The organism is Nitratireductor sp. ATLC21 (genome assembly GCF_057196525.1).
On the sequence record NZ_JBXUOU010000002.1, the window covers coordinates 21,517 to 37,277 of the forward strand.

Annotated in this window: 7 protein-coding genes; all 7 read left to right on the plus strand. The window is 57.3% G+C overall.

Features of this window, described 5'->3' with window-relative positions; translation table 11 throughout:
• The first annotated feature begins 39 nt into the window (after positions 1 to 39).
• From AC2CHD_RS07855 to drmB, 7 genes are read left to right on the plus strand one after another with little or no spacing between them, the layout of a single operon-like run.
• Entirely contained in the window at positions 40 to 285 is a 246-nt protein-coding gene (locus AC2CHD_RS07855) for a type II toxin-antitoxin system Phd/YefM family antitoxin (RefSeq protein ID WP_484553267.1), read from the plus strand.
• 6 nt (positions 286 to 291) lie between these two features.
• Complete coding sequence (locus AC2CHD_RS07860) at positions 292 to 1,389, plus strand: DNA cytosine methyltransferase (RefSeq protein WP_484553268.1); 1,098 nt, start codon at positions 292 to 294, stop codon at positions 1,387 to 1,389.
• Positions 1,389 to 4,538: a DISARM system SNF2-like helicase DrmD gene (gene drmD / locus AC2CHD_RS07865; protein ID WP_484553269.1), complete on the plus strand. Its 3,150-nt coding sequence runs from the start codon at positions 1,389 to 1,391 to the stop codon at positions 4,536 to 4,538. The genes AC2CHD_RS07860 and drmD overlap by 1 nt, the downstream gene beginning before the upstream one ends.
• Positions 4,535 to 8,626, plus strand: coding sequence for an Eco57I restriction-modification methylase domain-containing protein (locus AC2CHD_RS07870; protein ID WP_484553270.1), 4,092 nt, complete (start codon positions 4,535 to 4,537; stop codon positions 8,624 to 8,626). The genes drmD and AC2CHD_RS07870 overlap by 4 nt, the downstream gene beginning before the upstream one ends.
• Before the next feature lie 3 nt (positions 8,627 to 8,629).
• Positions 8,630 to 9,844, plus strand: a complete 1,215-nt coding sequence (locus AC2CHD_RS07875) for a restriction endonuclease (RefSeq protein WP_484553271.1) — start codon at positions 8,630 to 8,632, stop codon at positions 9,842 to 9,844.
• Positions 9,844 to 13,911: a DISARM system helicase DrmA gene (gene drmA, locus AC2CHD_RS07880; protein ID WP_484553272.1), complete on the plus strand. Its 4,068-nt coding sequence runs from the start codon at positions 9,844 to 9,846 to the stop codon at positions 13,909 to 13,911. The genes AC2CHD_RS07875 and drmA overlap by 1 nt, the downstream gene beginning before the upstream one ends.
• Positions 13,908 to 15,758, plus strand: a complete 1,851-nt coding sequence (gene drmB / locus AC2CHD_RS07885) for a DrmB family protein (RefSeq protein ID WP_484553273.1) — start codon at positions 13,908 to 13,910, stop codon at positions 15,756 to 15,758. Before drmA ends, drmB begins: the two co-directional genes overlap by 4 nt.
• Positions 15,759 to 15,761: the final 3 nt, after the last annotated feature.

Consider the following 15,761-nt stretch of genomic DNA (forward strand, 5'->3'; position numbering starts at 1 on the left):
AAAGGCTGGCGCCTGCTGCGCAGCTATGAGTTGAAGTTTATGGCTATTTTGTCCATTATGGTCAAAATTACCGAATCGGGTAGCGCTATGAGAACGATGACTGCCAAGGACGCCAAGAATGGGTTCGGGCTGCTGATCGACACGGCGCGGATCGAACCGGTTGTTATCAACAAGCACGGGCGGGCTGTCGCGGTAGTGATGTCGGTAGAGGAATTCGAACGTCTTAGCTCGGCCGCCAACATTACCGCGGGTAAGGACTGGAAATCACAGGACGGGAAAGATTAGGGACTGATGCGGAGAGGGGCCGGAAAGAAACACAAAAAGATCGCAGCCAGTAGCCAGATTGCCGCGGTCGATCTGTTCTGCGGAGTGGGTGGCCTTACAAGGGGGCTTGAGAAGGCTGGCATTGACGTCAGACTCGGCGTCGATATCGATCCGCGCTGTGAATATCCCTATACCGCAAATAACAATGCGGCCTTCTTACTGCAATCAGTCTCCGAACTGAGCTCTGCGGAATTGGAGGAGGTCGTTGCAGATGCACCCTTCTCCCTTCTGGCTGGTTGCGCACCGTGCCAGCCTTTTTCCACTTATCAGCAGAAACTCGGCCCCACCGATGCGCGCTGGAATTTGCTGACTCACTTCGGCGAACTGGCCTGCGAGATTGGGCCTGATCTTGTCACGATGGAAAACGTCCCGAACCTCGAAAAACAATCTATCTTTGCAGATTTTGTAGCTATGTTGGGAGCAAACTACTTTCACGTTAGCCACCAGGTCGTCAATTGTGCCGATTATGGAGTGCCGCAGCAGCGGAATCGCTTGGTGCTTCTGGCATCCCGTCTCGGCCCGATTGAGCTGATAGCGCCGACACACCCGAAGAAGCACAAGACCGTCAGGGACGCTATTGGATCCTTGCCGCCGTTACAAGCTGGCGAATATTTAGTCGACGATCCATTGCATCAAGCTGCGCAGCTCTCCGAACTCAATCTCAAGCGGATTAGGTCCTCTAAACCCGGTGGTACCTGGCGCGATTGGGATCAAGCGCTCGTTGCTGAATGCCACAAGCGTAGTACTGGGAAAACCTATCCGAGTGTCTATGGGCGTATGGTCTGGGATGAACCAGCACCGACTATGACTACGCAGTTTTTCGGTTTCGGAAATGGCCGGTTCGGTCACCCCGAACAAGACCGAGCGATCTCGCTTCGCGAAGGCGCGGTTCTTCAAAGCTTCCCCAAAGGGTATAAGTTCGTTGAAAAGCGGGAGCCAGTCTATTGCAAAACCATTGGGCGGCTGATCGGTAATGCGGTGCCGGTGAAACTTGGCGAGGCCATCGGCAAGAGTATCGTCCGCCACGTCGAGGAATACTCTTCTGCAAAAGATCGGGCTGCGTGATGCAGACCGCAACCGCAGACGAGGCCCAATCGGTAAGCCCGATCATCACCCCACCGGAGCCAGGGCAACTCGTCGAGGTTCGCCGCCGTCAATGGACAGTTGCTGATGTTAGCGCTTCCACTAACGATGAGGCGATGTCTTCGACTCGCCATCTCCTGACCCTTTCATCTATCGACGAAGACAGCCTCGGCGAACAGATCGAAGTAATTTGGGAAATTGAGCCGGGCGCGCACGTGATCGAAAAGGCCGGTCTTCCCACCATAACAGGTCAGGACGACACTGAAAGACTCGAAGCTTTCCTGGATGCCGTACGGTGGGGCGCTGCCACCAATGCCGATCGCGGATTTCTTCAGGCACCTTTCCGTAGTGGTGTAAGTATTGAAGACTTTCAACTTGATCCGCTTGTCCGAGCCATTGATATGGCCAGAGCGAACCTACTGATCGCAGACGACGTTGGTCTCGGTAAGACGATCGAGGCGGGGCTAGTAATTCAAGAGTTGCTGCTCCGACACCGCGCCAGAACGGCCCTAATCGTCGTCCCTGCCTCGCTTCAGGAGAAGTGGCGCGTCGAAATGCGCGAAAAGTTCGGGCTGGAGTTCAAAGTAGTTAACACTGATTATATCAAAGAGCTACGGCGCAAGCGCGGTATCCATGCGAATCCGTGGACATCATTCCCGAGACTGATCACGTCTGTCGATTGGCTGAAATCGGGCGAAGCACTTAGTATGCTGCGGGACATTCTACCCATTCGCGCTAGCTATCCACGAAAGTTCGACATTCTGGTCGTGGACGAGGCGCATAATGTCGCTCCTGCAGGTTCGGCGCACTACGCGCTAGAAAGCCAGCGCACGCGGTTAATCCGGACGATTGCGCCCCACTTCCAGCATCGGCTGTTTCTTACTGCGACACCTCACAACGGCTATACGGAGTCCTTCACTTCGCTGCTGGAACTGCTCGACGATCAGCGCTTCTCGCGGAACATTCTTCCCGACGACAAACAGCTCTCACAGGTCATGATACGGCGGCTGAAGACGGATCTTGTCGACAACGAAGGCCAGCCCCTTTACCCGGCCAGGAATCTGAAGCCGCTTTCAGTTCCGTTTACGGCGGACGAGCGAGCGATCCACAAGACGCTCGATGCTTACTGCAAGAGCCGGGAGAAGACCTCACAGGAAGCGTCGGCTACTGGCACAAAATTCGTGAACGGCCTGCTCAAGAAGAGGCTGTTCTCGTCTCCGGCTGCTTTTGCCTCGACGCTGGAAAAGCATTTTTCGACGATCACGACCGGAATGGTCGTGCAAAAACCTGACGCTATGGCCGATCGAATTCTTCGCAAGGCTATCCTGAAGGCCGAGGAAGAATATGCCGATGACGGGTTGGCGGAAGCGGCCAGGGACGAAGCGGTCGAAGTCGCGAGCAAGCGCGCCGCCCCTCCGACAGAGGAAGAGCTGCGCTTGCTGGGTCAGATGCGTGATTGGGCACAAAGGAACGCCCAGAGGGCCGACAGCAAAGCTCGTGCGATCGTCGACTGGATCGAATCCAATTTGAAGACCGACGGAGAATGGAATGACCGCCGAGTCATTCTTTTCACCGAATACCGCACCACCCATCAATGGCTTCATCAAATCCTCGCCTCACACGGTTTCGGCGGGGATCGGCTCGCGATCATTCATGGCGGGATGGATCAAGAAGACCGCGAGAAAGTCAAAGCCGCGTTTCAGACGAACCCGCGAGACGCGGATGTCCGCATACTTCTGGCAACCGATGCTGCGTCGGAGGGTATTGATCTTCAGAATTATTGTAACTGCATGATCCATGTCGAAATCCCTTACAACCCGAACGTCATGGAGCAGCGGAACGGTCGGATCGATCGACATGGCCAGCGTCATGACGAGGTTCTGATCTGGCATCCGGTCGATGGCGGAGAAGCGGAAGGCGACTCGCTCGGCGGACACAAGGACGACATCATACGCGCGCTGAAGAAGCTCGAAGCGATGCGCGAGGATATGGGCAGCGTCAATCCCGTCATCGCACCGCAGATGGCTGGTCTGATCGAAGGCACGAGACGCGAACTCGACACGAGAGAGGCGGAGGCGCGGGCAGCGAAGGCCAAGCGTTATGTCCGTGCCGAGCGGCAACTCAAAGAACGTATCGCGCGCCTGCACGAACGACTGCAAGAGACGCAGAAAGACTTTCGTCTTACCGCCGATCGCATTCACGCAGCGGTGAAGACGGGTCTAGCGCTTGCCGGAAAACCTCCGCTGAAGCCCGTGGAACTGGAGGACGCGCCAAGCGGGACCGTATTCGAAATGCCGGCTTTGAGCGGGTCCTGGGCACGCTGTCTGGAAGGCTTGCCTCATCCCCATACGGGCAAGTTGCGACCGATCACGTTTGATCATTCCGTCGCCAAGAACCGCGACGATGTCGTGCTCGTCCATCTAAATCATCGCCTCGTGCAGATGTGTCTGAGGCTGATGCGGGCCGAGGTCTGGGCGCAGGACGACGTGAAGAAGCTTCACCGTGTCGACGTGCGGACCGTTCCAGATACAACCTTGAGCGAACCGGCGGTCGTGATCGTTTCCCGGCTGGTGATCACCGGGGGCAATCACCACCGTCTTCACGAAGAACTGACTGTGTCGGGCGGCTATTTGAGAGATACCGGCTTCGCGCGGGAGCAGCGCGTCACTCAGGTCAATGACTGGCTCAATGCGGCTTCGGCCTTCGCCGCGCCGCAGCCTTTGTTCGACGAAATTTCCGGTCGGTTCGAAAAGCAGAAAGACGCGATCGAACAGGCATTCCACGCACGGTCCCGAGATCGCTTGCGCAACCTCGAAAACACTCTCCAGTCCCGCAGGGATCAGGAGATCAAAAACATTCTTCTCGTTCTGGACGAACTGGCCAAAGCGATCGAACAGGAACTCATGAAGGAGAGCGAGCCGGAACAGCTGGCGCTGTTCAGCGAGGACGAGCGCTTGCAGGTCCGCCGGGACGCCGAAGCGCTTAAGACGAGACTCGACCGTATCCCAGACGAAAAAGAGCAGGAAATCGGAGCCATCGAAGAGCGATATGACGGCTTCGCCGCAAGGACATTTCCTGTCGCCGTCATCTTCCTGGTCCCGGAATCCAAAGCAGGGAGGTCCGGCGCATGACCACGCTAAGTCAACACGCGGAATGGCTTTCCCTGATCGATATTTCAGGGCCATTCCTGGCGGAGCCGGTGCTGAAGAACGCCTTTCCGCAAGGGTTGGAAGAACTGGAGTCTTCCAAGCGACGGATGCTCAGGCAAGCCTACGATGAATGGCGCGAAACCCTTGAACTCGAAGAGTCCGACTTGCCGCAAATCCATGCCGCATGGATCGACCTCGTCCTTCGGCAAGGGCTGGAACTGGATGAGGACGGTGCTGGAGACATCTTCAAGAGCGGGCTAGACCTACCGGAAACGCTAAGCTTCGAAGCGCTGGAGCACAGCGTCACGCTGCGGCCGGATCATGCAGTGGTGAACGATCAAAAGGGCGATGAAGCTCTTATGCTCGTCTGCACTTACGATCCGCATGTAGCGCTCGAAGAGCCGCTTAAAGGTGATGGTTGGGCCGCGAGCCCGGCCGAGCGGATGGTCGCACTATGCAGGGCCACCGGTGTTCGACTGGGATTGATCACGAACGGCGAGCAGTGGATGTTCATCGACGCGCCGGTTGGTGCGGTATCCACTTTCGCGAGTTGGTACGCCCGGCTCTGGGGACAGGAACCCAAAACGCTTCAGGCCTTCGTCAATTTGCTTGGCGTCCGGCGTTTTTTTGTCGATCGAAGCGCGCAGTTGCCGGCGCTTCTCGACGAATCTTTAGAGCTTCAGGATGAAGTCACCGACGCCCTCGGAGAACAGGTCCGCCGCGCGGTCGAGGTCCTGATCCAATCCCTGGATCGCGCAAATGTCGACCGCAATTACGAACTGCTCGAAGGCGTCGAGCCTGCCGAACTGTATGAAGCCGCGTTGACGGTCATGATGCGGATCGTCTTCCTGCTTTCCGCGGAAGAGCGTGGTCTTCTGCTCATGGGCGAGGAGCTGTACGAAACGAACTACGCCGTCTCTACGCTCCGTATGCAGCTGCGTGGCGAATCCGAAGAAATCCTGGAACGGCGTTGGGATGCGTGGTCGCGTCTACTAGCGATCTTCCGTGCGATCTATGGCGGCGTCGAGCACGAAGCCATGAGGCTGCCGGCACTCGGCGGATCGCTTTTCGATCCCGATCGCTTCCCGTTTCTCGAAGGAAGGCCCAAGGGGTCGAGTTGGAAGGACGACGCGGCCACGCCGCTCCCGATCGATAACCGCACTGTGCTGCTTCTCCTGGACGCAGTACAGCTTTTCCAAGGTCGGACGCTCTCGTACCGGGCGCTTGATGTCGAACAGATTGGCTATGTCTACGAAGGCCTTCTGGAGCGTACCGTCATTCGCGCGAAGGAAGTCACGCTCGACCTCGATGCGACCAAGAATGCGAAGAAACCCTGGGTCAGTCTCGAAGAACTGGATACGGCCCGGGCCAAAGGCGGCAGTGCGGTTTCTAACCTATTGAAGGAACGTACGGGCAGTTCCGTGAACCGCGTGACCAACGATCTCGCAAAACAGGTCGACCAAACCGCCGCCGACAAACTCCTGACGGCCTGTCATGGCGATCAGGCGCTACGCGACAGGATCAGGCCCTACTTCCATTTGTTGCGCACGGATCGGTGGGGATATCCGCTCGTATATCCCGTCGACACTTTCATGGTGACGACTGGAGCGGATCGCCGCGAGACCGGAACACATTACACCCCCAAACCCCTCACCGAGGCGATTGTCAAGGAGACACTGGAGCCTGTCGTTTATGTAGGGCCTGCTGAAGGAACGCCGCGCGCAGATTGGCGGCTGAAGTCCCCGGCTGAACTTCTCGATCTCAAGATATGCGATCCGGCGATGGGTTCGGGCGCATTCCTAGTGCAAGTATGCCGCTTTCTGTCCGAGCGATTGGTCGAGGCTTGGGTGCAAAGCGAGAAAACAGGCAACGCGGTCACGTCGGAAGGCGTGGTAGTCGAGAAAGTGAACGGCTACGAACCGCTACGGAACGATCTCGAAGAGCGCTTGCTGACGGCAAGGCGTCTGATAGCAGAACGCTGCCTATATGGTGTCGACGTCAACCCACTGGCCGTCGAACTAGCCAAATTGTCGATATGGCTCGTCACGCTGTCAAAGGGGCGTCCCTTCGGATTCCTGGATCACAATCTGCGCAGTGGCGATAGCCTACTCGGCATCTACAATCTCGATCAGCTTCACTATCTGGAAATGAATCCGGACAATGGCAGCTCCAAGAAGCTATTTGCAGCGAAGATAGATGAAGCAGTCGCCGAAGCTATCAGCCTTCGCACCAAAATACGTAGCCGCCCGATCCGCGACATTCGTGACATTGAAGCAATGGAAGGTCTTGACGTACAGGCGAAAGGCACCCTCCAACTACCACAAATTATTGCCGATGCATTAGTTGGAGCAGCGTTGGAAGGAAACGGAAAGCCTACCGATAACACATTACTTTCAATCGAGGCGGGCAAATCTATTGAAGGAGACGACGCTGCCCGACAATCATTGATCCAAAATGCACAGAAACAGCTAAGCATTGATTTGTCGTCGGGAAGACACTTCAGACGACCATTCCATTGGCCGTTGAATTTTCCTGAAGTGTTCGCGGGAACGCATCCAGGATTTGACGCTTGCGTTAGCAATCCGCCCTATTTGGGGGGGCGAAAAATTCGATCGACGCTCGGTGGGGCGTACTTTGAATATTTGACAAAAACTAGATTCTCTGCAGTGAGTGGAAACGCAGATCTTTGCGCCTTCTTCATTAGACACGCGGCAACGCTTGTTAGATCATCTGGTATGCTTGGAATGGTTGCAAGTAGCTCCATCTCCGAAGGAGACACCCGTGAAGTTGGGCTCCAAGCTTTAACTGAACTCGGTTATTCGATAGTGCGAGCTTCTAGCAAGGCGGTCTGGCCAGGCAGCGCAAATGTAACGATCTCTCCCGTTTGGCTCTACGCGGGAAATTGGTCTGGCGAAAGACGTTTGAATAATTCTGTTGTTTCCAGCATTAGCTCTCAGCTTTTGGATTCGGCGTCCAATGTGCCAAAGCTTAATCGCTTGAAAAGCAACTTGGAGCTGAGCTTTCAAGGCTCTATCCCCTTGGGGAAGGGGTTTGTTGTTTCATCGGAAGAGCGGATGCAGCTTCTGATGAAAGACAAGAAAAACGAAGACGTTATATTACCTTACCTTGTGGGACAGGAATTAAATATTGATCCAACTCATGCTCCTTCAAAGTGGATAATTAACTTTTTCGACTGGCCACTGGATATATCAACTGCCCCTGAGGGTTACTCGGGTCCAGTCGCTGCCGATTATCCAGATTGTTTGCGTATTATCGAGGAAAGGGTCTTTCCTGAGCGAACTAGAAAGAAGCCAAACGGAGACTTTGTCTTGCGGAGGCCTCTGCCGCAACGGTGGTGGATGTATGGCGACAAGCGACCCAAGCTCTACGCAAAATTAGAGCAGACGGAATGGGCTCTAGCTATCGCCACTGGCGCCACCAAGTACGTTGCTTTTGGTCGAGTAAAAGGTCGGGTAGTTTACTCGCATTCGATTGTGGTGCTGCCTAGCGACGACTGGGGATTGGCCGCGGTGTTGGCATCATCTCTTCATGAGATATGGGCCCGAAAGTATGCTAGCTATAATTTGTTGCTGCTGAGGTACACGCCGACTGACGTATTCGACACGTTTCCCCTGCCAAATTATTCCAATCAATTACGGGAGACGGGGCGCAATTATTACATGTTCCGTGAGAATTTGATGCGCGAATTAAACGAGGGGCTTACGAAAATCTACAACCGCTTTCACAGCCCATCGGAAAAATTACCTGGAATACAGCGGTTACGCCAACTTCAATCGGAATTAGATGAAGCATTATGCCAAGCCTACGGTTGGAATGACATTCCGTTACGTCATGATTTTCGTGAAATGGACTATTTGAACGACAATGATCGAACACGCTTCACAGTTGATGAGAGCGCTAGATTGGAGATCTTGTCGCGTCTCGCGATACTGAACGAAGAGCGGTTCAAAGCGGAAGATGGGCCGCAACGCAAAGCCAGTTCACCACGCAAAAACAAGTCCGACACTGAAGCACCCGATCTTTTCGGTCGCCGAGAAGGGACGGGCTAATCGATGGTACGTGTCATTCCTTTCGAAAATTTGCCCGCTTCCGATCTTCTGATCGACGCTGTCTATGAGGGAGCGACGGGCGGCCATCTTTCGGGGGAGGCTCTGTCCAAACTACTGCCGGGGACTGGCAATCTCGGGGGATTTCGCGCTTCGGGGCGCGGTGACGATAAGAAATTTGTTGTGCTCTACACTAGCGGCGAGGATCAAGACTGGCCAGATCGGCTTGATACGAGTACTGGCCAGTTCGTCTATTTCGGCGACAACAAGACGCCCGGGCACGAGTTGCATGATACCGATCGCGGTGGGAACCGCATATTACGGACCATGTTCGATCGGCTTCACGCGAACCCACCATTGAGGGATCGTATATCGCCATTCTTTATCTTTCAGAAATACCCGACTGCGACGAGCGCGCGTTCTGTGCAATTCAAAGGATTGGCAGTCCCTGGTTTCACCGGGCTCCCGGCTACCGCCGATTTGGTCGCGGTCTGGAAGACTACAAAGGGGCAACGCTTCCAAAACTATCAGGCGACCTTCACCGTGCTCGAAACGCCGAGTATTTCGCGCGCATGGTTAGACGATTTGGCGGCCGGTAACAGCCTTACCGAGAATGCGCCGGCTGCTTGGACGGAGTGGGTCAAGTTCGGGCGCTATCGCGCCCTTACCGCCGAGAGCACGACGGTCATTCGGGATAACGCTGCACAACTACCGGATACGATTGCCAAGACGGCCATCCTCGAATGTATCTGGGATCACTTCAAAGATGCGCCGCGTGCTTTCGAGGCGTTCGCGGCCCGCATTTTTCAGATGCACGATCAGCGCGTCATCATTGATGAAATAACTCGCGCGTCCGTTGATGGTGGTCGTGATGCGATTGGCAAATACCTGCTCGGTTTAAGCGATGATCCCGTATACGCGGAGTTTTCACTAGAGGCTAAGTGCTATCGGCCGCCTTTGAACGGGCATACCGCGAACACGGTGGGGGTGAAAGAAGTCTCTCGTCTCATTTCTCGCATCAGGCATCGTCAATTCGGCGTGCTCGTGACGACATCTGTTGTCGGACGTCAGGCATATGAAGAAGTGCGGGAGGATCGCCATCCTATAATCTTCTTTAGTGGGAGGGATATCACAGACGTTCTGACAATGAACGGCTTCAACACGCCCGAGCTTGTCAAGAACATGCTGCAGAACGAATTCGCGGTAACGGGAGGGGTGTAATGACGGAAGCACCAGTGAATAGTGCATTGCCGAATGCGTGGATTGCAGTCAGTAGAACTGACCTTGCTGGCGAATTACCCTATCCGCAATTCGGATTGACACTGCCAGGTGATGGCAGGCTTTTGTCCGGCCTTTCCGAGGGAGATTGGGTTCTCGTCGCAGAACACGCGGGTTCGGCAGTCAGGATCGGTCGTGTCCTACGAATTCGTTCGGCTTTGGAACGGACGACTATCTATTTCGATTGCGCGGAAGAATGCACGGCGGAGACCGCATTGGCCGACGTTGGCCTTTCGCTGTCCAGCTCAGGAGTGATCGCGCGCCTACAATGGAGTGATTTCGTCGATGCTGTGCCGAAGCTCACGGGCAAAGCACTCGAACATGTCCCGCTGATCGACATGCAGGCCTATATCCGCGAATTGCTTCAGCTTGCCGTGATGGATGATTTGCTCGGTCCGGCCAATGGTCCGCACGAGCAGATCATTGATATGAGCGTTCGTGACCGGTACCTAGTTGGCAAACTAGCACCTCAACAGCGCGAAAAGTCCGGCGGCATCGAAGGTCTGGAAGGGCCATTAGAAGCAGAGGAAGAGGAAGAGCCGGAAGATCTGGAAGTTCACACGGGACGCCACGATCCGGGCGCCGAGTTCGATGGCACGACGGGCAAGATCGATGCCGAGGCCGAGGCAGCTGACGAGATCGACGCCCAAAGCAATCAGTCGCTCATCCCGTCGAGCTTCGGATTCACCTTTTGCGTCGACGGCGATAGCGACAAGATCGAGGTCGACGCGCGGTGGGGCAAGTATGTTCGGCTGTACGAGCACGAACACACTAAGACGATCAACAGGAAGATAAAGGACGAAGAGGGCAACGTCGTCGAGACCAGGCAGGAAGAGCTTAAAGCAAAGGTCTGGCAGCGTATGCCGTGCGGTGGGAAAATCACTTTGGATTTGACCGAAGGCGCGATCCCGCACCGGGCACCGGACAAGGACCATCCAGAAGTCCGCATCCAGGGAACGATCCGCGCGAAGAACGCCAATGGCGATCGCCTCGTCACGCTCTTTCTGGTGAACGCCCAGCAGGAGCCGGAAGAGAACAAGGACAGCGCCTGGCTGTTCCAGCCCGAGATTGCGGTGCTTGCCGCATCCGCTGCTACTGACCCCGCGATCTTCCGGCGGCGGCTCGCGCTGAGTGGAAACGGTGACGATCCCGAGCGCGACGCGCTCGAAATGATCTATCGTAGGCAGGTCGAGTTCGCGGTCGGACACGGCGTCGCCGTGCATGCGGAGACTGAGCCGGGCGATCCCGAGCGCGCGACGAGCGTGCGTACCGTCGTCATGCCGCAATACGAAGTGCCGGTCACCGAAACTCCTGGCCTTCGGCCCGAGGATCGACCGGCGATGCGCGAGATGGTCGACAAAGGCTGTCTCGATATGGAAGCGCTCGCGGCCATGGAGCGCGATGAGCTCGTCGCGGCTCTGTCCATCTTGGCGCAAGATTACGGTAAATGGATCGGCGAACAGACGGCGCGCGTCGGCGCCGACGTCGTCGGTCATGACGCGCAAGCCAAAGCCGCGTTGCAGCGGTGTCAGGAGATAAGGACACGGCTCGAAGAGGGCATCGCTGTCCTTGCCGACAAGTCCGACGATAAGGCGCTCAAGGCCTTCCGGTTCGCCAACCTCGCTATGGCGCGCCAGCGCATTCACAGTCTCTACGCCCTCTCACGGCGGCGCGGCGAAGGCAAGGACCTCGCCGCATTCGAGGTGCGCAAGAACCGGTCATGGCGGCCGTTCCAGCTCGCCTTCATTTTGCTCTCACTGCCCTCGCTCGCCGATCCGACACACAAGGACCGCAGCAGGCCCGTCGATGCTCATGCCGATCTGCTGTGGTTCCCAACGGGTGGTGGTAAGACCGAAGCATACCTCGGTGTCGCCGCATTCGCGATGGCTATCAGGCGGCTGCAGGGCCAGCTTGGCGGCTTTGACGGTGGGCGCGGTCTCGGCGTGATCATGCGCTATACGTTACGGCTGCTGACCTTGCAGCAGTTCCAGCGGGCTTCGACGCTGATTTGTGCGATGGAGTTGCTGCGCCAGGACGCGCTGGCAAGCGGTGACGAAGCGCTCGGGAAAGAGCCGTTCACGATCGGCCTATGGGTCGGCAACAAGGTGACACCCGGCACCACAGAAGACGCACATCGCGCTATCAAGAACATTCGCGATCCTGACAAGTTCGATGCCGGAGGAACCTCGCCGGCCCAGCTCACCAGTTGCCCCTGGTGTGGCTGCGAAGTGTCCGACAAGCGCGACATCGACGTCGACACGTTCCTCAAACGCACGACGATTTATTGCGGCGACAAAAAGAGCCATTGCGAATTCTCGCGCGGCAAATCGAGCAAGAAGCCGCATCCGGGCATACCGGTCGTGGTCGTCGACGAAGAAATCTATCACCGTCCGCCCTCCATGATGATCGCCACGGTCGACAAGTTCGCCTTGATGGCGTGGCGGGGGCAGGTGCGAACGCTGTTCGGACGCGCGACGAGCGAGTGTCCGCGTCACGGACTGTTGTGGCCCGAATCCGATTGCAGCGGCAATCATCCGGCGAGCAAGGGGCTGCCGCGCTCTATAGCGCAAACGATCACGCCGATGCGGCCACCAGATTTGATTATCCAAGACGAGTTCCATCTGATTAGCGGCCCACTGGGCACGATGGTCGGGCTGTACGAGACCGCGATCGACGAGCTGTCGGGCTGGAAAATCGGCGAGCTCACTATCAAGCCCAAGATCGTCGCCTCGACCGCGACGGTGCGCAAAGCGCCTGAGCAGGTGAATAACGTCTTCATGCGCCGTGTTGCGGTGTTTCCGCCGCATGGCCTCGACGTCGCCGATAATTTCTTCTCGGTGCAGCGCCCGATCGAACAAATTCCGGGTCGGCGGTATATGGGCGTGTGCTCGCCCGGAAGTTCGCGTCCTGCCATGTTGATCCGCGTCTATACCGCCTTCCTGACGGCATCGCAGGCTTTGTTCGACCGGTTCGGTCAGGCGGCCGACCCCTATCTAACGGCGGTCGGCTATTTCAATTCTCTGCGCGAGCTGGGCGGCATGAAGCGTCTCGCCGAGGACGACGTGCAGACGCGATCTTACCGCGTGCAGATGAGCCTCGTCGACCGGCCGGGTCTGGCGCAGCGCAGCGTCAGCAATATCCGCGAACTGACTTCGCGCGTGTCGAGTCGGGACATCCCGAAATATCTTGATCAGTTGGAGGTCAAATTCAAAGCCAGGTTCGATCCGGCGAAGGGCAAGTACGTCACTGAATGGGCCGACGGCGATGCCCGCGCGATCGATGTGGTGCTCGCCACCAACATGCTCTCGGTCGGTGTCGATGTGAACCGTCTCGGTCTGATGGTCGTGAACGGCCAGCCTAAAGGGACAGCCGAATATATCCAGGCGACTAGCCGCGTCGGCCGGTCGTCTCCCGGCCTCGTCTGCACGGTCCTGACTTGGGCGCGGCCACGTGACCTGTCGCACTACGAGACGTTCGAACACTACCACGCTACCTTTTACAAGCATGTCGAGGCTCAGTCCGTGACCCCGTTCTCGCCGCGGGCGATGGACCGCGGATTGACCGGCGCGCTGCTCAGCGTGGTGCGGTTGGAGAACGACGTCTTCAATCCCAACGTCGGAGCCGGCGTGCTCGACAAGCCCGACAAAGCCGAAGTCGCTCATGCGTCCAGTATCATTGTCGACCGTGCCTGGAGTATTTCGCAGGAGGCGGCGATCAAGACTCTCGCGTCCGACGAGCTCAAGGAGCGTCTCGACGAGTGGGCCGACGAAGCGGGCAAGGGTGGACGAACGCTCGCTTATGAGAAAAAGGGCCCGAAGAAAGACACAATGGTCGCGCTGCTGCGTAGACCCGGCATCAAGGCGTGGGACAACTTCACCGTTCCTATGTCTATGCGGGAAGTCGAGCCGGGGGTGCGCCTCGTTATGAGTACGGCCCGTCATAGCGGTTCCAGTCCGCCCTGGACCCCGCCGCCGGTCGGCAGTGATGACAGCGATGGGGGGGATGCATGAGCGGCGACAAAACCCCCATTGGCCAAGTGAGGCCTTCGCAGCTCCTCTGGACCTACGGTCCCGGCGCGCTGATCGACATGCCGAGCCTGTCGGTGGTCACCTTGGGCATCGACCGGTGGGAAAAGAGCCGTTGCCAGCCGATCGAAGAAGCGCGGCTTCTCGCCGCCGTCAGAAAAGAGCTCGGGCCGCAGGTCGATAGCTTGCGCATTCCGCCGTTCCAGAAAAGCGACGATATCGACGTCTGGTCCGCCGAAGCCTATATCGGCGTCCCCGTGCGGCCGTTTCCCCGCTGGTTGCGCTGCGTGAAATGCGGCTTGCTATCGGAATACGATCTCGGTCTCTTCGAATGCAAAGAGAACCGCTACCGGCCGGAACAAACCCGATTCATTCACAAAGATTGCAAGGGCTCGAAGGGCGATCAGCCTGCCAAGGACGCGGATGCAGTTCCGGCCCGTTTCCTGCTGGCCTGCCGAGCAGGCCATCTCGACGATTTTCCGTGGCACTATTTCGTGCATAGCGGGCCATCGACCTGCAAAGGGACACTGAGGTTCTTCGAGAGCGGTGCGTCACTGCAAACCGAAAACCTATGGGTGAAATGCGATGATTGCGGTGCATCGCGCAGCATGGCACACGCGTTCGGTAAATCCGGCAAAGAGAACCTGCCCAAGTGCCGGGGCCGTCATCCCCACATGGATCAATACGACGCCGACTGTAAGGAGCAGGCACGCGCTGTGCTGCTCGGGGCGACGAATAGCTGGTTTCCGATCACCCTGTCGGCTCTCGCGATTCCCCTTGCGCGCGACCCGATCTCACAGCTTGTTCGTGACGGTTGGGACTATTTCGAGGACCTAGACTCCGAGGCGGAGGTCGCCGTCACGGTCAAGACTCTCAAGAAGACCGGTGCGTTGCCCGGTATCGACAAGCACACCCCGAAAGCGATCTGGGAAGTCATTCAGCAACTCAAAAGCGGCGATGCCAATGGAGGCGTGACGACGGCAGACATTAAGGGGCCGGAATGGGAAGTACTGATCGATCCGAATCCACCGACCGACTGGCCTCACTTCTTGAGTAAACCGATCGCCGTGCCGAAAGGATACGAAAAGCGGATCGCCAGCGTCTTGCTGCTCGAACGGTTGCGCGAGGTCAATGCGCTGCTTGGCTTTACACGTGTCGAGGCACCCGAAGAGTCGGGCAACCCCGACGAGCGCCCCGTGCGTGCGGCCTTGTGCAAGGACTCGCCCGATTGGGTGCCGGCGACGCAAGTCCATGGTGAAGGTATATTCATCCGGTTCAGCGAGGACGCGCTGAAGACCTGGGAGGCTTTGCCGAGCGTGATCGCGAGAAGCGAAAAGCTTCTCGCCGGGCACCGCGGATGGCGCAATGCGCGCAAGCTTGACCCGGACGAAGGCTATCCGGGTATCAGGTACGCCATGCTGCACACGCTTTCCCATCTTCTGATCCGGGAACTCGCGCTCGAATGTGGATACAACTCGGCGAGCATTCGTGAGCGTATTTATGCCGATGTTGATGGCGCCGACCCACAAGCTGGAATCCTCATCTACACGGCAGCGGCCGACTCGGACGGCACGCTCGGCGGGCTCGTCGATTTGGGCAAACCCGAGAATCTCGGCCGCCTGTTGAAGCAGGCTCTGAGCCGCGCGCAGATCTGTTCCTCCGATCCGCTATGTTCCGAACACGAACCGGAAAAGGACAGGTCCCTTCATGCCGCGGCTTGCCATGCCTGTTCGTTCGTCTCGGAAACTTCGTGCGAGTTCGGCAACCGCTATATCGACCGCACCTTGCTCGTTCCTACGCTGGACGTCACCGACGCGGCGTTTTTCGATTGAGAG

Bases quoted from the DNA above. Each gene is read 5' to 3' on its own strand.
- AC2CHD_RS07875 (WP_484553271.1), top strand. From the start codon at position 8,630: ATGGTACGTGTCATTCCTTTCGAAAATTTGCCCGCTTCCGATCTTCTG.
- AC2CHD_RS07870 (WP_484553270.1), top strand. From the start codon at position 4,535: ATGACCACGCTAAGTCAACACGCGGAATGGCTTTCCCTGATCGATATT.
- drmB (WP_484553273.1), top strand. From the start codon at position 13,908: ATGAGCGGCGACAAAACCCCCATTGGCCAAGTGAGGCCTTCGCAGCTC.
- drmA (WP_484553272.1), top strand. From the start codon at position 9,844: ATGACGGAAGCACCAGTGAATAGTGCATTGCCGAATGCGTGGATTGCA.
- AC2CHD_RS07855 (WP_484553267.1), top strand. From the start codon at position 40: ATGGCTATTTTGTCCATTATGGTCAAAATTACCGAATCGGGTAGCGCT.
- AC2CHD_RS07860 (WP_484553268.1), top strand. From the start codon at position 292: ATGCGGAGAGGGGCCGGAAAGAAACACAAAAAGATCGCAGCCAGTAGC.
- drmD (WP_484553269.1), top strand. From the start codon at position 1,389: ATGCAGACCGCAACCGCAGACGAGGCCCAATCGGTAAGCCCGATCATC.